21 protein-coding genes are annotated in these 24,374 nt (G+C 63.7%); 12 read left to right on the top strand and 9 right to left on the bottom strand.

The features are described 5' to 3' along the window. Positions 1–2: 2 nt before the first annotated feature. Entirely contained in the window at positions 3–1,106 is a 1,104-nt protein-coding gene (locus tag RTH46_RS01030) for a polyamine ABC transporter substrate-binding protein (RefSeq protein WP_279846308.1), read from the top strand. A 71-nt stretch (positions 1,107–1,177) separates the two neighbouring features. Here the strand turns inward: RTH46_RS01030 and RTH46_RS01025 are convergent, their stop codons facing one another. Beyond that, on the bottom strand, positions 1,178–2,707 hold the full coding sequence (locus tag RTH46_RS01025) for a PLP-dependent aminotransferase family protein (protein WP_153786770.1): 1,530 nt from the start codon (positions 2,705–2,707) through the stop codon (positions 1,178–1,180). Between the two features lie 90 nt (positions 2,708–2,797). Between RTH46_RS01025 and RTH46_RS01020 the strand changes: the two genes are divergently transcribed. The 3 genes from RTH46_RS01020 to RTH46_RS01010 are packed head-to-tail and all read left to right on the top strand — an operon-like array spanning position 2,798 to position 4,565. Continuing rightward, a complete protein-coding gene (locus tag RTH46_RS01020) occupies positions 2,798–3,427 on the top strand; it encodes an FMN-binding negative transcriptional regulator (protein ID WP_153786771.1) in 630 nt (209 codons plus the stop codon). Positions 3,428–3,439: 12 nt separating this feature from the next. Beyond that, positions 3,440–3,886 (top strand): GNAT family N-acetyltransferase, encoded by a 447-nt coding sequence (locus RTH46_RS01015; protein ID WP_153786772.1) that lies wholly within the window; start codon positions 3,440–3,442, stop codon positions 3,884–3,886. A gap of 7 nt (positions 3,887–3,893) precedes the next feature. Then, a complete protein-coding gene (locus RTH46_RS01010) occupies positions 3,894–4,565 on the top strand; it encodes a GNAT family N-acetyltransferase (protein WP_153786773.1) in 672 nt (223 codons plus the stop codon). 183 nt (positions 4,566–4,748) lie between these two features. Here the strand turns inward: RTH46_RS01010 and oadA are convergent, their stop codons facing one another. Together oadA and RTH46_RS01000 are read right to left on the bottom strand one after the other, a co-directional pair. Continuing rightward, a complete protein-coding gene (oadA, locus tag RTH46_RS01005; RefSeq protein ID WP_153786774.1) occupies positions 4,749–6,557 on the bottom strand; it encodes a sodium-extruding oxaloacetate decarboxylase subunit alpha in 1,809 nt (602 codons plus the stop codon). Positions 6,558–6,568: 11 nt separating this feature from the next. Beyond that, a complete protein-coding gene (locus tag RTH46_RS01000; RefSeq protein ID WP_153786775.1) occupies positions 6,569–7,984 on the bottom strand; it encodes an acetyl-CoA carboxylase biotin carboxylase subunit in 1,416 nt (471 codons plus the stop codon). 204 nt (positions 7,985–8,188) lie between these two features. On the opposite strand from RTH46_RS01000, the gene RTH46_RS00995 reads away from it, so the two are divergent. Then, complete coding sequence (locus tag RTH46_RS00995; protein ID WP_167409846.1) at positions 8,189–9,136, top strand: LysR family transcriptional regulator; 948 nt, start codon at positions 8,189–8,191, stop codon at positions 9,134–9,136. On the opposite strand, the gene RTH46_RS00990 is transcribed toward RTH46_RS00995, so the two are convergent. Together RTH46_RS00990 and hexR are read right to left on the bottom strand one after the other, a co-directional pair. Beyond that, the gene (locus RTH46_RS00990) at positions 9,078–9,296 is read right to left on the bottom strand and encodes a PA3496 family putative envelope integrity protein (RefSeq protein ID WP_125861177.1); all 219 of its coding nucleotides are present in this window, start codon (positions 9,294–9,296) and stop codon (positions 9,078–9,080) included. The two genes, RTH46_RS00995 and RTH46_RS00990, sit on opposite strands and share 59 nt — an antisense overlap. Positions 9,297–9,573: 277 nt before the next feature. Beyond that, entirely contained in the window at positions 9,574–10,440 is an 867-nt protein-coding gene (gene hexR / locus RTH46_RS00985; protein WP_110995081.1) for a transcriptional regulator HexR, read from the bottom strand. 103 nt (positions 10,441–10,543) lie between these two features. Between hexR and zwf the strand changes: the two genes are divergently transcribed. Then, on the top strand, positions 10,544–11,986 hold the full coding sequence (zwf, locus tag RTH46_RS00980) for a glucose-6-phosphate dehydrogenase (RefSeq protein WP_316904864.1): 1,443 nt from the start codon (positions 10,544–10,546) through the stop codon (positions 11,984–11,986). Between the two features lie 117 nt (positions 11,987–12,103). Continuing rightward, positions 12,104–12,421 carry a hypothetical protein gene (locus RTH46_RS00975; RefSeq protein ID WP_316904863.1) on the top strand — a complete coding sequence of 106 codons (318 nt, stop codon included), beginning with the start codon at positions 12,104–12,106 and terminating at the stop codon, positions 12,419–12,421. Between the two features lie 21 nt (positions 12,422–12,442). Here RTH46_RS00975 and RTH46_RS00970 read toward each other — a convergent pair whose 3' ends face one another. Then, positions 12,443–15,319 (bottom strand): putative bifunctional diguanylate cyclase/phosphodiesterase, encoded by a 2,877-nt coding sequence (locus tag RTH46_RS00970; protein ID WP_316904862.1) that lies wholly within the window; start codon positions 15,317–15,319, stop codon positions 12,443–12,445. A 240-nt stretch (positions 15,320–15,559) separates the two neighbouring features. On the opposite strand from RTH46_RS00970, the gene uvrD reads away from it, so the two are divergent. The 3 genes from uvrD (at position 15,560) to RTH46_RS00955 (ending at position 19,299) form a co-directional block, all read left to right on the top strand. Then, positions 15,560–17,743, top strand: a complete 2,184-nt coding sequence (uvrD, locus tag RTH46_RS00965; RefSeq protein WP_153786779.1) for a DNA helicase II — start codon at positions 15,560–15,562, stop codon at positions 17,741–17,743. A gap of 183 nt (positions 17,744–17,926) precedes the next feature. Continuing rightward, positions 17,927–18,778 (top strand): Tim44 domain-containing protein, encoded by an 852-nt coding sequence (locus RTH46_RS00960; protein ID WP_153786780.1) that lies wholly within the window; start codon positions 17,927–17,929, stop codon positions 18,776–18,778. A gap of 113 nt (positions 18,779–18,891) precedes the next feature. Continuing rightward, entirely contained in the window at positions 18,892–19,299 is a 408-nt protein-coding gene (locus RTH46_RS00955; RefSeq protein ID WP_153786781.1) for an SMI1/KNR4 family protein, read from the top strand. A gap of 140 nt (positions 19,300–19,439) precedes the next feature. Here RTH46_RS00955 and RTH46_RS00950 read toward each other — a convergent pair whose 3' ends face one another. Next, a complete protein-coding gene (locus RTH46_RS00950) occupies positions 19,440–21,200 on the bottom strand; it encodes a cation:proton antiporter (RefSeq protein WP_153786782.1) in 1,761 nt (586 codons plus the stop codon). Between the two features lie 325 nt (positions 21,201–21,525). On the opposite strand from RTH46_RS00950, the gene RTH46_RS00945 reads away from it, so the two are divergent. Continuing rightward, complete coding sequence (locus RTH46_RS00945) at positions 21,526–22,011, top strand: acyl-CoA thioesterase (protein ID WP_125861185.1); 486 nt, start codon at positions 21,526–21,528, stop codon at positions 22,009–22,011. On the opposite strand, the gene pdxY is transcribed toward RTH46_RS00945, so the two are convergent. Next, positions 22,008–22,880 carry a pyridoxal kinase PdxY gene (gene pdxY / locus RTH46_RS00940; RefSeq protein WP_153786783.1) on the bottom strand — a complete coding sequence of 291 codons (873 nt, stop codon included), beginning with the start codon at positions 22,878–22,880 and terminating at the stop codon, positions 22,008–22,010. The genes RTH46_RS00945 and pdxY overlap by 4 nt on opposite strands. A 119-nt stretch (positions 22,881–22,999) precedes the next feature. Between pdxY and RTH46_RS00935 the strand changes: the two genes are divergently transcribed. Beyond that, positions 23,000–23,392, top strand: a complete 393-nt coding sequence (locus tag RTH46_RS00935; RefSeq protein WP_153786784.1) for a DUF3301 domain-containing protein — start codon at positions 23,000–23,002, stop codon at positions 23,390–23,392. On the opposite strand, the gene RTH46_RS00930 is transcribed toward RTH46_RS00935, so the two are convergent. Next, positions 23,393–24,367, bottom strand: a complete 975-nt coding sequence (locus RTH46_RS00930; RefSeq protein WP_316904861.1) for a CobW family GTP-binding protein — start codon at positions 24,365–24,367, stop codon at positions 23,393–23,395. Positions 24,368–24,374: the final 7 nt, after the last annotated feature.

Genomic DNA, 24,374 nt, shown 5'->3' with positions numbered 1-24,374 from the left:
ACATGGTCCGACTCAAGCGTCTGCTCGCCCCACTCATCGCAGCCAGCCTGTTCACCGGCGCCCTGCAGGCCAACGCCGCACCGGGCACCCTGCGGGTGTACAACTGGTTCGACTACATCACCCCGCAAACCCTCGTCGACTTCCAGAAGGACAGCGGGGTCAAGCTGATCTACGACATCTTCGACACCAACGAGGCGCTGGAAGCCAAGCTGCTGACCGGCAACTCCGGCTATGACGTGGTGGTGCCGTCCAACGTGTTCCTTGCCAAGCAGATCGAGGCCGGGGTGTTCCAACCCCTGGACCGCAGCAAGCTGCCCAACTGGCAGCACCTGGACCCGGCGCTGATGAAGCTGATCGAAGCCAACGACCCGGGCAACAAATTCGCCGTGCCCTACATGTACGGCACCGTGCTGATCGGCTTCAACCCGGCCAAGGTCAAGGCAGTACTCGGTGATAACGCGCCGGTGGACAGCTGGGACCTGATCTTCAAGGAAGAGAACATCGCCAAGCTCAAACAGTGCGGCGTGGCGCTGCTCGACTCGCCGTCGGAGATTTTGCCGCTGGCGCTGTCGTACCTGGGCCTGGACCCCAACAGCGGCAAGCCGGCGGACTATCAGAAGGCTCAGGACCTGCTGATGAAGATCCGCCCGCACGTGACCTATTTCCACTCCTCCAAGTACATGGCCGACATCGCCAATGGCGACATCTGCGTGGCGGTGGGCTATTCCGGCAGCTTCTCCCAGGCGGCCAACCGTGCGCGCGAAGCCAAGAACGGCGTGGTGGTGGACATGCGCCTGCCCAAGGAAGGCGCGCCGATCTGGTTCGACATGCTGGCGATCCCGAAGAACGCGGCCAACCCGGAAGATGCCCACACCTTCATCAACTACCTGCTGCGGCCTGAGGTGATTGCACCGATCAGTGATTTCGTCGGCTACCCGAACCCGAACAAGGATGCGACCGACAAGGTCAGCCCGGCGATCCGCAACAACCCCAACCTGTACCCCACGGCCGAAGCGATGGCCAAGTTGTATACCCTCAAGCCGCTGCCGCGGGATGCCGAGCGGGCGCGGACGCGGGCCTGGACCAAGATCAAATCCGGCACCTGAACCATCGCGGGGCAAGCCCGCTCCCACGCAGCCTGTGTACGGCTCGTGGGAGCGGGCTTGCCCCGCGATAGCTACTTCCAGGCCTTGCGCAGCCGCATCAATGCATCCGCAATCTGCGCTTCAGGCACCGCCGCAAACCCCAGCACCAGCCCCGCCCGCTTATCCACAGGCACCTCGCTGTCATCCAGCCAGTAACTACTCAACGGATTGAGCTCCACCCCCACCGCCTCGGCCCGCGCCACCAGTTCCTGCTCGCGCGCAAAGTTATCCACAGCCACTTTCACATGCAGTCCCGCCGCCACTTCCGGCATTGCCCCCAGCCCCGGCACATCCACCGGCCAGCCAGCCTTCAACACATTCCTGCGCGCCAGCGCCGCCCGGCGCATGCGACGGATATGCCGCTGGAAATGCCCCTGGGCCATGAACTGCGCCATGACGCACTGGCTACCCACTTCCGAATGGCGCACCGCCAGCGCCTTGGCCTGGCTGAACACCTGCACCAGAGGTTTGGGCAGCACCAGGTAGCCCATTCGCAGCGCCGGGAAAGCGATCTTGCCGAAAGTGCCGACGTACAACACCCGGCCCTGCCGATCCAGCGCAGCCAGCGGCGCCAGGGGCGCGCCGCTGTAGCGATACTCGCCGTCGTAGTCGTCCTCGACGATCCACCCGCCCTGGCGCTCGGCCCAGGCCAGTAACGACAGGCGCCGGGCCAGGCTCATGGTGACGCCGGTCGGGTACTGGTGGGCCGGGGTCACATAGGCCAGCCGACAGTCCGGCAGCTCGGCCAGGCGCGCACAGTCCATGCCCTCTTCATCCACCGGCACGCCGCTGACCCTTGCCCCCGCCAGGGCGAAGGCGTGCCCGGCGGCGCGATAGCCTGGGTTTTCCACAGCCACGCCGTCACCGGGCTGTAACAGCAGCTGTGCACAAAGGCTGATCGCCTGCTGCGCGCCACTGGTGATCACAATTTGTTCAGCCGTGCAGGAAAGCCCCCGCGAGCGACGCAGATACGTGGCGATCAGCTCACGCAACTGCACCTCTCCCGCCGGGTCGCCATAACCGAGCAGCGCCGGGTCGGGATTTCGCCAGAAACCCGCTTGCAGCTTGGCCCAAACCTCGAAAGGAAACAGATCGAAGGCGGGCAGGCCGACCCTGAAAGCCTTCGGCGAGCCGCTTCTGGGTGGCGGCAAATGATGATTTTTCAGACGCTGCAATGGCTCGCTACACGCGATGAAACTGGATAAATCCTCAGTGTCAGATGCCTGAAATGTGGATAAACCTGTTGATAAACCCCGGGATAACCCTGTGGACAGTTGTGTGGATAGTTTTCCCAGCCGGCTCACGTAGGTGCCATCGCCTACCCGGCTTTCGATGAAGCCTTCGGCATACAGCTGGTCGTAGGCGCGCACCACGCTGTTGCGCGACAGCGCCAGCATCGCCGCTAGGTCGCGGGTAGCCGGTAGCCTTGTGCCACCTTCCAGGCGCCCATCCAGCACGCGGGCGCGCAGTGCCTGATACAGCTGTTGGCTGAGCCCGCGGCGGCGGCGGTCGAGGACGATGCCGGCCGGATCGAAAGGCAACGCGTGGGTACGCTCGCTCATGGCATTGGACCTATTAAAACAGTCATGAATGGCTCTTACACAGAACCAATAGCCTGCCTAGGATGAAGCCACTGCACAAGGATCCCCGGCATGTACAACAGCAAACCGCACCAGGAACACGACCTCGGCCGCCTGCACCAGCACATGCTGCAAACCCGCCTGGCCACACTGGTCAGCCATGGCGAACAGGGGCTGCTGGCCACCCATTTGCCGGTGCTGGTCGCCACCGACGAGGGCGAGTTCGGTACGGTCTATGGCCACCTCGCCCGGGCCAACCCTCAATGGCAGGACCTGGCGCAAGGCGCTGAAGCCTTGCTGGTATTCCCCGGCGCCGACGCCTATGTGAGCCCCGGGTTCTACCCGAGCAAGGCCGACAACCCCAAGGTGGTGCCCACCTGGAACTACACGGCGGTGCATGCCTGGGGCCCGGCGGCGGTGATCCACGAGCCCGCCGCCTTGCTCGACATCGTCAGCCGCCTGACCGACCGCCACGAGCAAAGCCGCGCAGCGCCGTGGCGCGTGGCCGATGCCCCTGCGGACTACCTCGACGGCATGCTGCGCGCCATCGTTGGCATCCGCCTGCCCATCACGCGTTTGCAGGGTGCACGCAAACTCAGCCAGAACCGTTCGGCACAAGACATCGCCGGGGTACGCGAAGGCCTGGCCGCCAGTGCCGACCCTGTGGATAACCAACTCGCCGCGCACATGCGCGACCTCTGAAGGAAAAGGCCCATGACCAGCATTACCCTGCGCCCGGTGGGCGCGAACGACCACGCCGCCTGGCTGCCCCTGTGGCAGGCCTACCTGCGCTTCTATGAAACCGAACTGCCCGAGGCGGTCAGCGCCAGCACCTGGCAACGCCTGCTGGACGGGTACGAGCCGACCCATTCGGCGCTGGCCTGGGTCGATGGCAAGGCAGTGGGGATGGTCAACTTCATCTACCATCGTTCCAACTGGAGCATCGAGCCTTCCTGCTACCTGCAGGACCTCTACGTGGACAGCGCAGTGCGGGGCCTGGGCATCGGCCGACAGCTGATCGAGCATGTCTACGCCACGGCCAAGGCCGACGGCTGCGCCAAGGTGCACTGGCTGACCCACGAAACCAACGCCACCGCCATCAGCCTGTACGAGCAGGTTGCCGAGCGCCCCGGCTTCATCCAATTTCGCAAAGTACTGTAGGCCGCCCATGACCGACGCATTGAACTGGAAACCCGCCGGTACGCCCAATGCCGCCCCCCTCGAAGGCCGTTTCATCCGCCTGGAGAAGCTCGACCCGGCGCGCCATGGCGATGACCTCTGGGAGGTGCTGCAAGGGCCAGGCTCGGACCCGGTGCTGTGGGACTACCTGCCTTATGGCCCGTTCGGCGAACGCGCCAGCTTCGACCGTTGGCTCGACGGTAACGCCGCCAGCCGCGACCCGCTGTTCTACAGCGTGATCGACCGTGCCAGCGGCCAGGTGCAGGGCATCCTCAGCTACATGTCGATCGTGCCGGAACAGGGCCGCTTCGAGATCGGCCATATCGCCTTCGGCGCGGCCATGCAGCGCACACCCAAGGGCACCGAGGCGGTCTACCTGCTGAGCCAGCTGGGCTTCGCGCTGGGCAACCGCCGGCTCGAGTGGAAGTGCAACAACGCCAATGCTCGCTCCAAGCGTGCGGCAGAGCGGTTCGGCTTCGTCTTCGAAGGGGTGTTCCGCAATCACATGGTGGTGAAGGATCGCAACCGGGATACAGCCTGGTACTCGATTACCGATGCCGAGTGGCCGGCCGTGGCGGCGGGGTTCGAGCGTTGGTTGAGTGAGGAAAACCAACAGCCGCAGGGCCAGGTAGAAACCCTCGAGGCATGTCGCAAAGGCTGAAAAGTTGACTGGGGCAGCCGGCCTCTTCGCGGGTAAACCCGCTCCCACAGTACAGTGCAGGGCCTGAGGCTGGCGCGCTAACTGTGGGAGCGGGTTTACCCGCGAAGGGGCCAGCGAATTTAGCGCAAAAAAAGGGGAGCATTCGCTCCCCAGAGGTTAACCGCTTGTAGATGAAGGCTTATCTCAGCCTTCGATCTCGATCAGGATCTCGCCCGGGGTAACCCGGTCGCCCTTGGCCACATGGATGGCCACGACCTTGCCGGCGATCGCCGCCTGCACTTCGGTCTCCATCTTCATGGCTTCGGTGATCAGCACCGCTTGACCGGCCTTGACCACGTCACCTTCCTTGACCAGCACATCGACGATGTTGCCCGGCATGGTGGTGCTGACGTGGCCCGGTGCGCTGGCCTGCTTGCGCTTGCTGCTGCCACCGCCGACGAACTCGTTGAGTGGCTCGAACACCACTTCTTCCGGCATGCCGTCGATGGACAGGTAGAAGTGACGCTTGCCTTCGGCCTTGACGCCCACACCGGTGATGTCGACGCGGTAGGTTTCGCCGTGCACGTCGATGACGAACTCGGTCGGCACGCCTTCACCGCTCACCGAACCCACCGCGCCGGCTTCCGGAATCGGCAGCAGGGCTTCGGGGGTAAGGGTGCCGGCTTCGCGCTCTTCGAGGAACTTGCGCCCGATGTCCGGGAACATGGCGAAGGTCAGCACGTCTTCTTCACTGCGCGCCAGCGCGCCGATGTCACTGCGCAGCTTGGCCATTTCCGGCTTGAGCAGGTCGGCCGGGCGCACGTCGATCACTTCTTCGCTGCCGATGGCCTGGCGGCGCAGCTGCTCGTTGACCACACCCGGGGCCTTGCCGTAGCCGCCTTGCAGGTACAGCTTCACTTCGTTGGTGATGGTCTTGTAGCGCTCCCCGGCCAGCACGTTGAAGAACGCCTGGGTGCCGACGATCTGCGAGGTCGGGGTGACCAGCGGCGGGAAGCCGAGGTCTTCGCGCACCCGTGGGATCTCTGCCAGCACTTCGCCCATGCGGTTGAGCGCGCCTTGCTCCTTGAGCTGGTTGGCCAGGTTGGAAATCATCCCGCCCGGTACCTGGTTGACCTGCACGCGGGTATCCACGGCGGTGAACTCGCTCTCGAACTGGTGGTACTTCTTGCGCACGGCATAGAAATACAGGCCGATTTCCTGCAGCAGCTCCAGGTCCAGGCCGGTATCGAACTCGCTGCCCTTGAGCGCGGCGACCATCGACTCGGTGCCCGGATGGCTGGTGCCCCAGGCGAAGCTGGAGATGGCGGTGTCGATGTGGTCGACACCGTTTTCAACGGCCTTGAGCTGGCACATCGCGGCCAGGCCGGCAGTGTCGTGGGAGTGGATGAACACCGGCAGCGACTGTTCGGCCTTGAGTGCCTTGACCAGCTCGCCGGTGGCGAACGGGGTCAGCAGGCCGGCCATGTCCTTGATCGCCACCGAGTCGCAACCCATGGCTTCCATCTGCTGGGCCTGCTTCACGAAGGCATCGATGGTGTGCACGGGGCTGGTGGTGTAGGCGATGGTGCCCTGGGCGTGCTTGCCGGCGGCCTTGACCGCCTCGATGGCCACGCGCAGGTTACGCACGTCGTTCATGGCGTCGAAGATGCGGAATACGTCGATACCGTTGACCGCAGCCTTGGCGACGAAGGCTTTGACCACGTCGTCGCTGTAATGGCGGTAGCCCAGCAGGTTCTGGCCGCGCAGGAGCATCTGCAGGCGGGTGTTGGGCAGTGCGCTGCGCAGCTTGCGCAGGCGCTCCCACGGGTCTTCCTTCAAGAAGCGCACGCAGGCGTCGAAGGTGGCGCCGCCCCAGACTTCCAGCGACCAGTAGCCGACTTTGTCGAGCTTGTCGCAGATCGGCAGCATGTCTTCGGTGCGCATGCGGGTGGCCAGCAGGGACTGGTGGGCGTCGCGCAGGATCGTGTCGGTAACAAAGATTTTCTTGGACATTATTCGGTTCCTCACAGGCCTGCGTGGGCGGCGATGGCGGCGGCGATGGCCAGGGCCAGCTCTTCGGGTTTGCGCTTGATCGAGTAGTTGGTCAGTTCAGGGTGGCTTTCGACGAAGCTGGTGTTGAACTGGCCGCTACGGAATTCCGGGTTGCGCAGGATTTCCTGGTAATACGCGGCGGTGGTCTTCACCCCCTGCACGCGCATGTCGTCCAGGGCCCGCAGGCCGCGGTCCATGGCTTCTTCCCAGGTCAGGGCCCACACCACCAGTTTCAGGCACATGGAGTCGTAGAACGGTGGAATGGTGTAGCCGGTGTAGATCGCCGTGTCGGTGCGCACGCCCGGGCCGCCGGGGGCGTAGTAACGGGTGATCTTGCCGAAGCTGGGCAGGAAGTTGTTCTTCGGGTCTTCGGCGTTGATGCGGAACTGCAGGGCGAAGCCGCGGTGCTGGATGTCTTCCTGCTTGATCGACAGCGGCAAGCCCGAGGCGATGCGGATCTGCTCACGGACGATGTCGATGCCGGTGATTTCCTCGGTGATGGTGTGTTCCACCTGCACCCGGGTGTTCATTTCCATGAAGTACACCTCGCCCTCGGCGAGCAGGAACTCCACGGTACCGGCGTTCTCGTAGTTCACCGCCTTGGCCGCGCGCACGGCCAGGTCGCCGATGTAGGCGCGCTGCTCAGGGGTGAGCTGCGGGCTGGGGGCGATCTCGATGAGCTTCTGGTTGCGGCGCTGGATCGAGCAGTCGCGCTCGAACAGGTGCACCACGTTGCCGAAGCTGTCACCGAGGATCTGCGCCTCGATGTGCTTGGGGTTGACGATGCATTTTTCCAGGAACACTTCTGCCGAGCCGAAGGCCTTGGTGGCTTCGGAAATGACCCGGGGGAAGTTCTGTTCCAGCTCCTCACGGCTGTTGCAGCGGCGGATGCCGCGCCCGCCACCGCCGGAAGTGGCCTTGAGCATCACCGGATAACCGATGCGGTCGCCTTCCTGCAGGGCTTCATGGATGTCGGCAACGTTGCCTTCAGTGCCCGGGGTCACCGGCACACCGGCCTGGATCATGGTGCGGCGCGCTTCGGTCTTGTCGCCCATGCGGCGGATCACGTCAGCGGCCGGGCCGATGAACTTGACCCCGCGTTCGGCGCAGATCTCCGCCAGTTCTGCGTTTTCCGACAGGAAACCATAGCCCGGGTGCAGGGCATCACAGCCGGTTTCCACAGCCAGGTTGACCAGCTTGCGCGGGTTCAGATAACCGGCCAGGGGCTCGGCACCAATGCTGTAGGCCTCATCGGCGCGCTTGACGTGCAAGGCGTGACGGTCGGCGTCGGAGTAGATCGCCACAGAGCGAATGCCCATCTCGGCGCAAGCGCGCACGATTCGAACTGCGATTTCACCCCGGTTGGCGATCAGGATTTTTTTTATCACTGGAGTCTTCCCAAAGCCGTAGGAACAGACGATCCGGTTTCACCGGTCGGCGCGTGACCAGACGTCGCTGGCCAGTCGCACAATCACCCTAGCGCTGTAGGTCGATAAACAAAAATCAATATTTGTTAGAGCCAGTATTAGCAAAGGCTTATAGTTAGGTAACAAGGTTTTGCCAAAACAGGTGAAAAGATGCGTAAGTCATTGATGCGTATGACATTGCGTCAGTTGCAGATCTTCAATGAAGTGTGTGATTTGCGCTCCTACAGCCGGGCGGCCGAGGAAATGGCGCTGACGCAACCCGCCGTAAGTCTACAGATACGTCAGCTCGAAGAACTGGTGGGCCAGCCGCTGTTCGAGTACGTCGGCAAGAAGCTCTACCTGACCGAGGCCGCAGAAGCGTTGCAACGCGCCAGCCGCGACATCTTCGGGCGCCTGGAGAACCTCGACATGCAGCTGTCGGACATGCAGGGCTCACTGCAGGGTCAGCTGAAACTGGCGATCGAATCCAGCGCCAAGTACTTCGTGCCACACCTGTTCGCCGCCTTCAAGCAGCGCCACCCGGAGGTCAACCTGACCTTGACGGTGGTCAACCGGGCCCAGGCAATCAGGCGCCTCTCGGACAACCGCGACGACCTGATCATCATGTCCATGGTGCCTCAGGACATGGGGCTGGAGTTCCTGCCCTTCCTCAACAACCCGATCGTCGCCGTGGCGCCGCCGGACCACCCTCTGTGCAAGCTCCAGAGCCTGCGCCTGCAGGACCTTGAACCTCATACCCTGCTGGTCCGCGAGCAAGGCTCGGGCACGCGCAAGGCCTGCGAGGAGTTCTTCAAGGACAAGCGCGTGCACTTCACCCAGACCCTGGAAGTCGCCTCCACCGATTCGCAGCGTGAATGCGTGGTGGCGGGCCTGGGTATAGCCCTGCTGACCCGCCATGCGGTCAACCTGGAACTGGCCACCGGCCTGCTCAAGGAGCTGCCGGTGGAGGAGCTGCCGCTGTACCGCAGCTGGTGCATCGTGCAGGCCAAGGCCAAGCGCCAGTCACCGGTGGCCCTGGCGTTCCAGGCATTCATCCGCGGCGAACGTGCGCAGATCAGCGCGCTTGTTGAGCGTTTTTCGGGGAAGTTGCCGCCGATACCTGCCACACCGTGATGTCCTGCAGCTCGGGGTAGTCGGCCAGCGAGCGCAGCAGTTCGCGGCGGTCGCAGTAGCTTTCGATCGCGCGGCGGAATTCCATGCGGCGCTGGTCCTTTTCCTGCTGCTTGCGAGCCTTGGCGTTGGGTTGGTACGAGCCGTCGTGTTCACGTGCCATTGCCTGTCTCCCAGATAGGATGGAGGGGAGTTTCAGACTGGCGCTGCAGGTTTACGGTTTGGCGGTGGAAGGGTGACAGATTCGTGAATTTTCGCTGGCTTTACCAGCCATATAACGGACCTGGACCGCTCCCATAGGTCTGGCGAATGGGCTTGAAATCAGCGCCTGTCCTGTGGGAGCGGCTTTAGCCGCGAAGCAAGCGACACGGCGCATGGCACCGGCTTCGCCGGTGTTCGCGGCTGAAGCCGCTCCCACAGAGCCGGTGCCGCTTCAGAAGTCAGTCGTCTGTAGCCTTGATCGACTTGGGCGACAAACGCAGGCTGCGCAAGCTGCGCTTCACGCTCTTGAGGTGGTTGACCAGGCTCGGGCCACGGGCCATGGCCACGCCCATGGCCAGCACGTCGATCACCACCAGGTGAGCGATGCGCGACGTCAGCGGGGTGTAGATTTCGGTGTCTTCGTGCACGTCGATCGCCAGGTTGACCGTCGACAGCTCGGCCAACGGTGTCTGGCTGGGACACAGGGTGATCAGGTTGGCACCGCTCTCGCGCACCAGGTTGGCGGTGATCAGCAGGTCCTTGGAGCGCCCCGACTGCGAGATGCACACTGCCACGTCACCCGGCTTCAAGGTCACCGCCGACATCGCCTGCATGTGCGGGTCGGAATAGGCCGCAGCAGTGAGCAGCAAGCGGAAGAACTTGTGCTGGGCGTCGGCGGCCACGGCGCCGGACGCGCCAAAACCATAGAACTCCACGCGCTGCGCCTGGGCCATGGCACTCACCGCCTGCTGCAGAGCCTGCGGGTCGAGGTGCTCACGCACTTCCATCAGTGTGTGCAAGGTGGTGTCGAAGATCTTCAGGCTGTAGTCGGCAACCGAGTCGTCTTCATGGATGGCGAACTGGCCGAAACTGGCCCCGGCGGCCAGGCTCTGCGCCAGCTTGAGCTTGAGGTCCTGGAAGCCCGAACAGCCGATCGCCCGGCAGAATCGCACGATGGTCGGCTCGCTGATCCCCACGTTGTGCGCCAGGTCGGCCATCGAACTGTGCATGACGGCAGCCGGATCGAGCAGCACGTGGTCGGCCACTTTGAGTTCCGATTTGCGCAACAGGTGGCGCGATTGGGCGATATGTTGCAACAGATTCACGGTCTGGACTCGGTTATGATCGGCTGGCCGGGATGTAGCTTTCTTGTAGTTATACTACATGCTCGCCAACCCGCCCAGTTAAACGAACGTGGAGAGTGGTGGTTTGACTATACCTTGCGACATCCTGGTCTTCGGCGGCACCGGCGATCTGGCCCTGCACAAGCTGCTTCCGGCGCTCTACCACCTGTATCGCGAGGCCCGCCTGCACAATGCCGTGCGGATCATCTCCCTCGCCCGCCGCCCGTTGCCGCGCAACGACTACGTCAAGCTCGCCGAACGCCACTGCCGCGCTCAGATCGCCCGCCAGGACTTCGACGAGGAGGTCTGGCAGCGCTTCTCGGCGCGCCTGGACTACTTCCCCATGGACGCCGCACAAAGCGCCGACTTCGGCCGCCTGGCGCGCTACCTGGGCGAGCCCGGCGGGCTGACGCGCATCTACTACCTGGCCACCGCGCCCCAGCTGTTCGTGCCCATCGCCAACCACCTGCGCATCGCCGGCCTGGCCGACCACGAGGCGCGCATCGTGCTGGAGAAGCCCATCGGCCATTCGCTGGAGTCGGCCACCGCGATCAACGAAGCGATCGGCGAAGTGTTCGACGAGCCCCAGGTGTTCCGCATCGATCACTACCTGGGCAAGGAAACGGTGCAGAACCTCATGGCCCTGCGCTTCGCCAACGCCCTGCTGGAACCGGTGTGGCGCAACAGCCAGGTGGACCATGTGCAGATCAGCGTCTGCGAAACCCTCGGTGTGGAGAGCCGCGGCGCCTACTACGACCGCGCTGGCGCCACCCGCGACATGTTGCAGAACCACCTGCTGCAGTTGCTGTGCCTGGTAGCCATGGAGCCGCCGGCGCAGTTCGACGCCGAAGCCGTGCGGGACGAGAAGGTGAAGATCCTGCGCGCCCTCAAACCAATCACTGGCCAGGACGTGCAGGACAAGACGGTGCGCGGCCAGTATGGCGCCGGCAAGATCGGCGGCCAGGAAGTACCCGCCTACTACTTCGAGAAAGATGTCGACAACGACAGCGATACCGAGACCTTCGTCGCCGTCCAGGCGCACATCGACAACTGGCGCTGGGCTGGGGTGCCATTCTATCTGCGCACCGGCAAACGCATGGCTAAGCGCTCCTCGCAGATCGTCATCCAGTTCAAGCCGGTGCCCCACGAGCTGTTCAGCGGCGGCCAGGTAAACCAATTGCTGATCCAGCTACAGCCGGACGAGCACATCAGCCTGCGCATGATGACCAAGAGCCCCGGTAAAGGCATGCGTCTGGCGCCCGTCGAGCTTGACCTCAACCTCGCCCAGGCCTTCGCCCAGACCCGCCGCTGGGACGCCTACGAGCGCTTGCTGCTGGATGTAATGGAAGGTGACTCGACGCTGTTCATGCGCCGCGACGAGGTCGAGGCGGCCTGGGCCTGGATCGACCCGATCCTGCAGGGCTGGACAGAACACTTCCAGGCGCCGCGGCCCTACCCGGCCGGCAGCAACGGCCCGGAACAGGCCAACGGCCTGATTGCGCGCCAGGGCGGGCACTGGCACGGCTGAAGGGGAAGCGCCGGGCGTCGCTCAACCATTTCCCTCTGATACTAGCGGCCGAAACCACCGACTCTTGCAACCGAGACGACACAATCCGTGTCGCAATGATCAAGTAGGAGTCGCTACATGAAAATCGAAACCGCCGGTTGGGTTGCACAGAACGACAAGATGCCGGGCAACGCTCGCCTGCGTGTCTACGGCACCGTCACCGTCGCCCACCCTGGCGTTCAGCCAAGCCTGGCCCTGCGAGCCATGCAAGACAAGTCCTTTGCCCTGGCCCTGGAGCTGACCCTGCAGAACCAGGATGGCATCTACCCGCAGGTAGTCACCGACAAGGCCGTAGCCTTCGAAATGCCGGGCGACCACAGCATCATCCCGAAAGTGGATATTTTCCATGACGGCAAGCTGCTCACCAGCATCACCGAAATCATCGACACCCATTGATCCGACCGAAGCCGCCCACGCCTACCACACCAGGTGAGTCGCGGGCCGCTCCAGCAAGGCCTTGAACGCCCCAGCGTCCACCGGCCGGCTGATCAGGTAACCCTGGACTTCGTCGCAGCCATGCTCACGCAGGAATGCCAGTTGCTCCAGGGTTTCCACACCCTCGGCCACCACTTGCAGCTGCAGGCTCTTGGCCATGGCGATGATCGCCCGGGTGATGGCCGCATCCTGGTTGCCGTCGAGCAGGCCGCGTATGAATGCCTGGTCGATCTTCACGTAGTCCACCGGGAAGCGTTTCAGGTAGCTGAGCGATGAATAGCCAGTGCCGAAGTCGTCAATCGCCAGTTTGACCCCCAGTTCATGGAGCTGCTCGAACGTGGCGATGATGTGCTCGACGCTGTCCAGCAACTGGCTTTCGGTGAGCTCCAACTCCAGCAGGTGCGGCGCCAGCCCGGACTCCTGCAGCACCTGGCGCACCAGGCTGACCAGCTTGCCCTGGCGCAGCTGGTACACCGACAGATTGACCGAGACCCGCACCTCCAGCCCCTGGCGCAACCACTCGCAGGCCTGCCAGCAGGCTTGGCGCAACACGAACTCGCCCATCGGCGCGATCAGCCCGGTCTCTTCCGCCAGACCGATGAATTCGCCCGGCGGCACCATGCCCCACTCCGGGTGCTGCCAGCGCACCAGCGCCTCGGCTGCATGCATCTGACCGGTGCGCAGGCACAGCTTGGGCTGGTAGTGGACCCGCAACTGCCCTTCGTCGATGGCCTTGCGCAGCTGGTTCTCCAGTTGCAGGCGCTCCAGGGTGCTGGCGCGCAAGCTCTCGGTGTAGAACTGGAAACTGTCGCCGCCCAGGTGCTTGGCGTGCTGCTTGGCCATGTCGGCCTGGCTGACCAGCGCATTGAGGTCGAAAGTGGCATCCGAAAGCACGCTGATACCCACCGACGCGCTGATCACGACTTCATGCCCACCCAGGCGCTGCGGCACCCGCAGCTTGTCGAGCAGGCGCGTGGTGACCCGCACCAGGCTGGACAGGTTGGTGTAACCATCGAACAGGATGGCGAACTCGTCGCCCGACAGGCGCGCCACGGTATCGGCCTCCGGTACCGCGTTGGCGATCCGCTGGGCCATCTTCTTGAGCAACTGGTCGGCCAGCTCATGGCCGAGGCTCTCGTTGAGCAGCTTGAAGCGATCCAGGTCGACGTGCAGCAAGGCCAGGCTGCGCCCGTTCAAGCGTATGCGCTGGGTGGCTTCGTGCAGGCGCAGGCGGAACAATGCCCGGTTGGCAAGCCCGGTCAGATCGTCGTAGTGCGCCAGGTAGCGCAGGCGCTCCTCTGACTCGCGGCGGGCTGAAAGATCGGTATAGAAGCCGACGATGTTGGCGATGCGGCCGCGCGCATCGCGCACGCTGTTGAGCTGCAACCACTGCGGGTAGAGCTCGCCGTCCTTGCGCGCCTCGACCAGTTCGCCCTGCCAGCGCCCCTGTTGCTCCAACGCCTGATCGATGGCCTGGCTGTGCCGCCGTGCATCGCGGCTGCAGGGCAGTTCCAGGGCGTTGCGAGCGATCAGCTCGGCACGGCCGTAGCCGGTAACGTCGCAGAACGCCTGGTTGACCGCCAACAACTGGAAGCTTGCGTCGAGAATCGCGATGCCTTCGCTGGCGGCCTCGAATACCGTGGCTGCCAGCCGTTGCTGTTCTTCCTGCTCCTTGTGCGCGGAGATATCACGGCGGGTGCCAAGCATGCGCACGACCTTGCCGTCGACATCGCGCTCCACCGCCCGGCCGCGGTCCTCGATCCAGCACCAGTGGCCTTGCACATGGCGCACCCGGTACTCGACCCGATAGTCCTCGGTGCGCCCCTTGAGATGCTCGACCAAGGTGCGCCGCAGCAGCGGCAGGTCATCGGGGTGCAGCCGGGGCTTGAGGTCGGCGCGGACCGAGCGGACCTGGTCGGCATCGAGGCCGAACAGGGCATGCAACTGGGTGTGATGAACCTCGTCGCTTTCCAGGTTCCAGTCCCAAAGGCCCAGCTCGCTGGCCTGCAAAGCCAGGGCGAGGCGTTGCTCGCTCTTGCTCAGCGCCTGGTTGGCCAGGTCCAGCTCATGGCTGCGCTGGGCCACGCGTTGTTCGAGGCCGCCATGGGCCAGGCGCAACTCGTCCTCGGCCTGGCGGCGTTGGCGCACCTCGGCGCTGAGCTGGTGGTTGAGGTCCTCGGCGTGACGCTGTGCGCTTTGCAGGTGCTCGATCAATGCCTGGTTCTGGAAGCGCCGCAGCAGGCCGCGCTCGATCAGCCGATTGACCTGCCAGGCCACCACCATCAGGGCGCCCAGCAGGATCAGCCCCAGCCAACCCCAACCACGCTGGTGGCCAGCGTCATAAGCGAACAGGAAAAGGGTCGGCGGCAACAGGCAGGGCAAGGCGAAACTCAGGAATGCCGGCAGGCTGACGGCATAGGCAACGCTGGCCGACAACGCCGCGGTGCCCAGCAGGCCGAATACCCAGGCCTGTTGCTCGAAGTTGTCCACAGGTACCAGGGCAATTGCCGCGCTGGCCAGCGTCAGCCCGCTGAAGGCGGACCCGGCGAGGAACATGCGTCGCCAGTTCGGCCTGGCCTGGCGCGATGGGGTCGCCGCCTCGAACGCCGCCACCTGGATCACCCGCAGGGCGACCAGCGCCAGCAGCCAGGCCAGCCATACGCTCACCAGCAAATAACGCGCAGGGCTCCACAACAGCCAGGCGCAGAGCGTGCCGGTCAGCAGCATGAACAACGTGGGCAACAGGGAGCCCTGGTAGAGCAGGCGGGTGCGCTCGATAGACAGCTGAGTGGCGAATTGCCTGCGAACGCTCCGTGTCGTCTCTGGCGATGCTCCGATCGCCATGCAATCCTGGGTCATAGGGCTGGTTTCTTGTTGTGTTTTTGTTATGGCAGACCACAAATGTGCAGGGAGAATACACAAGCACCGCGCCGGACCAAACTGCTCTGGGTCATGATTTTGAAATTGTCCCGCCCGTCCAAATGCGACCGCTCAACCACGCTGGCTGGCGAGCCATGCCGATGAACGGTAAATCGCCCGTCTGACGATTAGCGTCGGCGGCGTTTGCCCCTGCCCCCTGCCCGGCCCTAGAATGGCCGGATGCGCAATGACGACCTCTCCCTCCTGCTGAACTCCCTCAACGACGCTCAACGCCAGGCCGTAGCGGCCCAGGTCGGGCGGCAATTGGTCCTGGCCGGTGCCGGCTCGGGCAAGACCCGCGTGCTGGTGCACCGTATCGCCTGGCTTATCCAGGTCGTAGGGGCCTCCCCACATTCGATCCTGTCGGTGACCTTCACCAACAAGGCGGCGGCGGAAATGCGCCAGCGGATCGAACAACTGCTGGGTATCAACCCGGCCGGCATGTGGGTAGGCACGTTCCACGGCCTGGCCCACCGCCTGTTGCGGGCGCACTGGCAGGAAGCGGGGCTGGTGCAGAACTTCCAGATTCTCGACAGCGACGACCAGCAGCGCCTGATCAAGCGGGTGATCCGCGAGCTCGGCTTCGACGAGCAGAAGTGGCCGGCGCGCCAGGTCCAGTGGTTCATCAACGGCCAGAAGGACGAGGGCTTGCGCCCACGCCACATCCAGGCTGGCGGCGACCTGTACCTGACCACCATGCGCGACATCTATAGCGCCTACGAACAAGCCTGCGAGCGCGCCGGTGTCATCGATTTCGCCGAGCTGTTACTACGCGCCCTCGACCTGTGGCGTGACCAGCCCGGCCTGCTCGAGCACTACCAGCGTCGCTTCCGGCACATCCTGGTGGACGAGTTCCAGGATACCAACGCCGTGCAGTACGCCTGGTTGCGCCTGCTCGGCGCCGGTGGCGACAGCCTGATGGCGGTGGGCGACGACGACCAGTCGATCTATGGCTGGCGCGGCGCGAAAATCGAGAACATCCACCAGTACACCAGTGACTTCCCTGACGCCGAAATGATCCGCCTGGAGCAGAACTACCGCTCCACCGGTGGCATCCTCAAGGCCGCCAACGCCCTGATCGCCAACAACAGCGGGCGCCTGGGCAAGGAGCTGTGGACCGACATGGGCGAGGGCGAGCCGATCACCCTCTACGCCGCGTACAACGAGCACGACGAAGCGCGCTACGTGGTCGAGACCATCGAAAGCCTGATCAAGCAGGGCAACGCGCGCAACGAAATCGCCATCCTGTACCGCTCCAACGCCCAGTCGCGGGTGCTGGAAGAGGCCCTGCTGCGCGAACGCATTCCCTATCGCATCTACGGCGGCCAGCGCTTCTTCGAACGCGCCGAGATCAAGAACGCCATGGCCTACTTGCGCCTGCTCGAGGGCCGCGGCAACGACGCCGCCCTCGAACGGGTGATCAACGTGCCGCCGCGCGGCATCGGTGAAAAAACCGTCGAGGCCATCCGCGACCATGCCCGCCACAGCCAGGTGTCGATGTGGGAGGCGATGTGCCAACTGCTCGCCGCCAAGGCCCTCAAAGGCCGCGCCGCCAGCGCTCTGGGCGCGTTCATCGAGCTGATCGAGCATCTGGCTGCCAAGGTGCTGGACATGCCGCTGCACCTGATGACCCAGACGGTCATCGAGCAGTCCGGGCTGATCATCTATCACCAGGAAGAAAAAGGCGAAAAGGGCCAGGCACGGGTAGAAAACCTTGAAGAACTGGTCAGCGCCGCACGCAACTTCGAGACCAGCGACGAAGACGCCGACCTGACGCCGTTGTCGGCGTTCCTCGGCCACGCCTCGCTGGAGGCCGGCGACACCCAGGCCGACGAGCACGAAGACAGCATCCAGCTGATGACCCTGCACAGTGCCAAGGGCCTGGAATTCCCCTACGTGTTCCTGGTGGGCATGGAAGAAGGGTTGTTCCCGCACAAGATGAGCCTGGAAGAGCCTGGCCGTCTGGAAGAGGAGCGCCGTCTGGCCTACGTGGGCATCACCCGGGCCATGCGCCAGCTGATCATGACCTACGCCGAGACCCGTCGCCTGTACGGCAGCGAAACCTACAACAAGGTGTCGCGTTTCGTACGCGAAATTCCAGCCGGTCTGGTTCAGGAGGTACGCCTGTCGAACTCGGTCAGCCGCCCGTTCGGCGGCGCCAAGGCCCCGGCCAGCAACCTGTTCGCCAACGCCAATATTCCGCAGACTGCCTTCAACCTCGGCCAGCGGGTGCAGCACGCGGTGTTCGGTGAGGGCGTGATCCTCAACTTCGAGGGTTCCGGCGCGCAGGCACGGGTGCAGGTGAACTTCGCCGAAGGCAGCAAGTGGTTGATGCTGGGGTATGCGAAGCTCGAGGCTATCTGAGCCCGCTCCCACGTAGTAGCACGTGGGAGCGGGCTTGCCCCGCGATGATGATCTGCCAGGCCTGGAACAGCGAAACTCGATGCCTGCCAGGCAAAAGCTCGAAACATCTTGTCGCTAGCCATGGTCACAGGTTCATGTGCACCATGACGCGCGTGCAATCCACAAAATGGGAACCCCCAACTTATGCAACGTTTTCTTAGCATCGCTCTGGCGCTCTGCGTCGGCTTGACGCTGAGCCTCGACGCCAACGCCAAGCGCTTCGGTGGCGGCAAGAGCTCGGGCGCAGCGCCCATGCACCAGACTCGCCAGGCCGCACCGACCACCCCTGCCGCCGCACCGACCGCTCCAGGCCGTGCGCCGGCCGCCGCCAGCGGCGCTTCGCGCTGGCTGGGCCCTCTGGCCGGCCTCGCCGCCGGTGGCCTGCTGGCTTCCATGTTCATGGGTGACGGTTTCCAGGGCATGCAGATCATGGACTTCCTGATCATGGGCCTGATCGCCTTCCTGGTGTTCCGCTTCATCGCCGCGCGCCGTCGCCAGCAACAGCCGCAACACGCTGCTGCCGGCCACGCCCCGTACCAGCGCGAAGCCCAGCCGCAGGCCGCCCCGCAGTCGATCTTCGGTGGTTCCGCCGCGCCAGTCGCCGCCTCGCCGACCATCAACGCCCCGGCCTGGTTCAACGAAGCCAGCTTCCTGTCCGCCGCCCGTTCGCACTTCCAGTCGCTGCAGCAGCACTGGGACGCCAACGAGATGGACAAGATCGCCGAGTTCGTCACCCCACAGATGCTCGACTTCCTCAAGCGTGAGCGCGCTGAGCAGGGTGAAGGCTTCCAGTCCACCTACATCGACGACCTCGATGTGCAGCTGGAAGGCGTCGACGACCGCGCCGACAAGACCATCGCCACTCTGACCTTCCGTGGCGTGTCGAAGACCTCGCGCTTCGACCAGGGCGAGGCTTTCAACGAGAGCTGGCACATGGAACGCGCCCAGGGCGAAAACCAGCCTTGGATGCTCGCCGGTATCCGCCAAAACGGTTAACCCGCGCACGTTGCACAAAAACCCCGGGCCTGTCCCGGGGTTTTTGCTTTTGCCGGAGTCGGCTACTAGGGTATAACGCGCAGCGTTGTCATCAAGGCTAGAGGATGTGAACCGTGGAAGAAGTGATCGAACAACTGCGTGAAGCCAACGAGCCGGTACCGGTACCGCTGGAGCTGCCCGACGAAGACCAATTGGTCGAGATCGAGGAACAGCTGTTCATCAACATTCCGTTCGTGTTCAAGGAGTTCCTGCTGACCGTCAGCGATGTCGTGTACGGCTCGCTGGAACCTGTGACCGTCACCGACCCGCAATCCCATACCTACCTGCCGGACGTTGCCTCCAATGCCTGGGACGCCGGTGTACCACGTGACCTGATCCCTCTGTGCCAGGACGGCGACGACTACTATTGCGTAGAGGAAGACGGCACCGTTGTACTCTGGGAAGGGGAAGACGAAGCCATTGGTGAAGACAGCTGGGAATCGGTGTGGCACTGGGCACGGGATGTCTGGCTGGAAAGCTGAATGAGAAATACCCGCATAAAGTAATGGCTCATGGCCATTGAATACCCGTAAAATCGCCAGGCTTTCTGCGCCTGGCGACATCGCTACCGCTCCATCCCCTCGGACGACGATGAAATCTCGCGCAGAGAGCGTTCCCTCGCTCAGTGCGAATGATCGCGGTTGTTCTCGAGCGTCTCCAGCAAGGCGATCTGCATCCGCGTATGCACGCGGATAAACCAGCGCCAGAGCAACGCCACCACCCCCGCCGCCACCACCGCAATGATCAACAGCAGCTCGCTGGTTGGCAGGATGCTTGCCGACAGTGCCGACAGCAGCAGGAAAATCACCAGCAACGACAGCAGCGGGATCACTTCGGCGACCACCCTGCGCACACGTTGCGTGTGCCGCCCGGCCATCTCCGGTTTGACCCCCATCTCTGCCAGCAACATCGACAGTGCCTTGAGCTTGCGGTACGCCGCAATCAGGAACGGCAGCGACAGCAGCAGCGCCGCACCCCAGATCAGGGCCTTCTGCTGGCTGACATCCGCCACCCACTCGCCGAGCCATTCGCCGATGCGCCCGGCGAAATAACCGCCACTGAAGAAGATCGCGATCACCAGCGCCAGGTTGACCCCTACCTGCAACAGGATTCGCCGGATCATCGCCGCCAGCATCGCGCCCTCGCCCTGGGGCTGGATGCTGCGCAACCACTCGCCATACAGCGACAGCACCCGTGACAGGCGGCTCGGCATCACCTTGCCCAACTTGATCGACAGCGGGTCGGCCGCACGGATCAGGTAGGGCGTGAGCAGCGTAGTGATGGCCGACACCGCCACCGCGACCGGGTACAGGAAGTCGCTGGTGACCTGCAGGGTCATGCCCAGCGCCGCGATGATGAACGAGAACTCACCGATCTGCGAAAGGCCCATGCCCACCCGTAGCGAGGTGCGCCCGTCATTGCCGGCGATGAAGGCGCCCATGCCGCAGGAGAGCATCTTGCCCAGCACCACTGCCAGGGTGATCACCACGATGGGCCAGGCGTACTCGAGCAGAATCGAGGGGTCGATCATCAGGCCGATGGCGACGAAGAAAATGGCGCTGAACAGGTCGCGAACCGGCTCGATCAGACGCTCGATCTTCAGCAACTGGCGCGATTCGGCCATGATCGCGCCGATCAGGAAGGCCCCCAGCACCATGCTGTACTCGAGCTTCACCACCAGCAGGCAGAAACCGAAGCACAGCCCCAGTACCGTGATCAGCAGCATTTCGTTGCTTTCGAATTTCGCCACATAGGCCAGCAACCGCGGCACCAGCAGGATACCGATGACCAGCGCGACGATCATGAACAGCGACAGCTTGCCCACCGTCGAGAACACTTCCCCGGAACTGACCGTGCCACTGACGGCGATGCCCGACAGCAACGCGATGATGCCGATGCCCAGGATGTCCTCGACGATCAGCACGCCGAAGATCAGCTGGGCGAAGCGCTCGTTCTTCATCTTCAGGTCATTGAGCGCCTTGACGATGATGGTGGTCGAGGAAATGGCCAGGATCGCCCCAAGGAACAGCGAGTCCATGGTGTTCCAGCCGAACCAGCGGCCGATCTCGAAGCCGATCCAGATCATCAGCACGATTTCCAGGAACGCGGCGATGAATGCCGTGGCCCCGACCTTGAACAGCTTGCCCAGGCTGAACTCGAGGCCCAGGCAGAACATCAGGAAGATCACCCCCAGTTCGGCGAGGGTCTTGATGGTGTCTTCGTCGTGGATCAGGCCGAAAGGAGGGGTGTGCGGGCCGATGATGAAGCCGGCAACGATGTAGCCCAGCACCACGGGCTGCTTGAGACGATGGAAGAGGATGGTGACCACCCCGGCGACCAGCATGATCACCGCCAGATCCTGGATGAAGCTGATGGCATGCATGGCGCGAGTACTCCTTGTGTCGATGCACGTGGCGAACCACTCCTCCGTCGGAAACGTCTGACGCAGAAAGCAGGCACATACTGTTGCAATAGATAGAAAAGCCCACGTTGCATGGGCCCCGTCAGGTTAACATCGCGCCTTGCCGCAAAATGCCGATGCAATATGCAGAAACAGATCGGCCGAACCGGCGCCGCTGATGGCAAGATCGGCGTGACGATGGAGCGTCAGCCGACGTCCCGTACCAGGATGGGAAACCTCTATGAGGGGAACAGAAGTGTCAGCAGATACCAGCCCCGCTTCAGCGCAACTTCACCGTGAGCTCACTATGGAACCTGGAAACGCCCAGTTGACTATGACCGTCCTGATGACACCGGACATGGCCAACTTCTCTGGCAACGTACACGGCGGCACCCTGCTCAAGTACCTCGACGAAGTCGCCTACGCCTGCGCCAGCCGTTATGCCGGCACCTACGTGGTCACCCTGTCGGTGGACCAGGTGATTTTCCGCGAGCCGGTGCACGTCGGTGAGCTGGTGACCTTCCTGGCGTCGGTCAACTACACCGGCAATACCTCGATGGAAGTGGGCATCAAGGTGGTCACCGAGAACATCCGCGAGCGTTCGGTACGCCATTCCAACAGCTGCTTCTTCACCATGGTCGCAGTGGACGACGATCGCCGCCCGGTGAAGGTGCCGCCGCGCCAGCCGCTCAACAGCGAAGAGAAGCGCCGCTTCCTGCAGGGCCAGCAGCGCCGCCAGATCCGTCAGGAACTGGAGCAGCGCTATCAGGACCTGAAGACCGACGCGAACTAAAAGGCCAGGCGCTGCGCCTCGAAGCGCACGCGCGGATGGGCAATGCGGTCCTGGGCCCGCACCAGTTGTAGTTCGTAGCTGGCGCTGGCCTGGGTTTCCAGCAGCACCTCATGCACCGCGGCCGCGGCGAACTCAAACGCCTGCACCCAGCTGTCGCCGAGCAGCACCCGAGCCAGGAACAGACCTGAGGTGAGGTCGCCCACCCCCACCGGCTGACGCGGGAAGGCCAGCAGTGGGCGACGCAGGTGCCAGCTTTCCTTGGCCGTCACCAACAGCATCTCGAACGCATCCTCCGCGCGCCCCGGATAACTCAGGTGCTTGACCAGCACCACCTGCGGCCCACGCTCCAGCAGCCCACGGGCCATGCCGACGCAGTCTTCAAGGGATTGCGCCTTGCGTCCGCAGAAGCTGTCCAGTTCCAGCTGGTTGGGGCAGAGGATGTCGGCCTGGGTGGCGGCCTGCTCGAGCAGGAATTCGCTCACCTCGGCGGGCACGATGCAGCCTTTCTCGGCGTGACCCATGACTGGGTCGCATAGGTACAGCGCCTTGGGGTTGACCGCCTTGATCCGCGCGACACCGGCCAGGATTGCCCGCCCTTGCTCGGCACTGCCCAGGTAACCCGACAGCACGGCATCGCAATGGCCCAGTTCGCCGATGTTGGAAATGCCTTCCACCAACGCAGGAATTTGCGCTGGAGCAAGCACTTCCCCCGACCACTGTCCATACTGAGTGTGATTGGAGAACTGCACGGTGTTGAGTGGCCAGACGTTGACCCCGACCCGTTGCATCGGAAACACCGCGGCGCTGTTGCCGGCATGTCCAAAGACCACGTGGGACTGAATGGCGAGCAGATGCGGTGTACGTTTCATGCAGGACGATTCCGAAACTGTGTGAACAAATGTGCGGCCCGCAGTATGAACCCGAATGCCATCTGTACGACAGGCCGGCGGCCCTTTAAGCTGGCTCGACCTGTCTGGAGCTTACGCAAATGCTGACCCTCGAAAACATCTTCGTCCTGATGCTGGTGGCGTCCGCTGGCGCCTGGCTATGGCACAACCACGGGCTGCGCGAAAAGGCCCTGGCGCGGGTGAAACAGCATTGCGAAAAGCTCGACCTCGAGCTGCTGGACGACGCCGTGGCGCTCAAACGCATCGCCTTCGTGCGTGACGCAAATGGCCGCAAGCGCCTGGCACGCATCTACAACTTCGAATTCACCGTCACCGGCGAGCAACGCCATCCGGGCACCGTCACCCAGTTCGGCGCGCACAGTGTGCAGATCGAGCTGGCGCCCTACCCCTTCGAGATCAAGACCCCGCCACGCACCGACAACGTCATCGAGATGCAGCAGTGGCGCCAGGAGCACAACCGCTGGCACAACTGATCAGTCACCCAGTCGGCAGGCCGCCAGCGCGGCTTGCAGCTCGGCCAATGGCTGGGCTTTTGCGAAGATCAATTCCAGACGTGAATCCCTGCGCCACTCGCTTGGCTGCCACTCGGGCTCGTGGCCTTCAAGGCCGTTGAATGACTGCCAGCCCTGCGGGCTGTGGATAACCCCTTTGGCCCGGCGCCATGGCCAGGCTCGCAAGAAGGCGTTCAACTGCGCGGGATCGAAACGCTGACTGGGGTGCCAGCGCCAGCCCACGCTCCAACCCCCTTCACCCTCACTGGCCTGGCAGATCGGCTCGGATGGATTTGTCCACAACGCTGACGGCGCGGCGATAGAGTTGCCCACAGCCAGCCGCTGCAACGCCGCCTCGGCGTCAGCGACTGTGGAAAAACCGGGCAAGCGCTCCAACGGCAATACCCCATGATCCGTCCAGACCCCCGGCAACCCAGGGAATCGCGCAGTTATCAACAGGCGCTTGGCTTCATCCACAGAGGCCGACTTGTTGAAAACCAACAGTGCGGTTGCCGATAACGCTGCCTGCTGCGCTTCGGGCAGCGGATCTTCCTTGGCCAGCGCCTGGGCATCCAGCACCATCAGCAGCGGCTGCACGGCTAGCACAGCCTGCCACGGCGCCTGCCCCAGCTGCTGCAGCAATTGCCGGGGATGGCCCAGCCCAGAGGGCTCGATGAACAGCCGGTGTGGGCGCGCCTTGCGCAGCAAGCGGCCAAGACCCACCTGGAACGGCATGCCATTGACACAACACAGGCAGCCCCCCGCCACTTCACCGATGGCAATGCCATCGTCATCACGCGCCAGCATTGCCGCGTCCAGGCCGATCTGCCCGAACTCGTTGACCAGCACCGCCCAGCGCTCGTTGGCCGGGCGCTGCGCCAGCAACTGGCGGATCAGACTGGTCTTGCCGGCGCCCAGTGGGCCTGCGATTACATGGGTGGGAATGTTCTGCAGCATAGGTAGG

The organism is Pseudomonas sp. zfem004 (genome assembly GCF_032621715.1).
In the GTDB taxonomy this organism is placed as follows: domain Bacteria; phylum Pseudomonadota; class Gammaproteobacteria; order Pseudomonadales; family Pseudomonadaceae; genus Aquipseudomonas; species Aquipseudomonas sichuanensis.
Note: the sequence above shows the minus strand (reverse complement) of the source record. Positions and strands in the feature narration are given on the sequence as shown.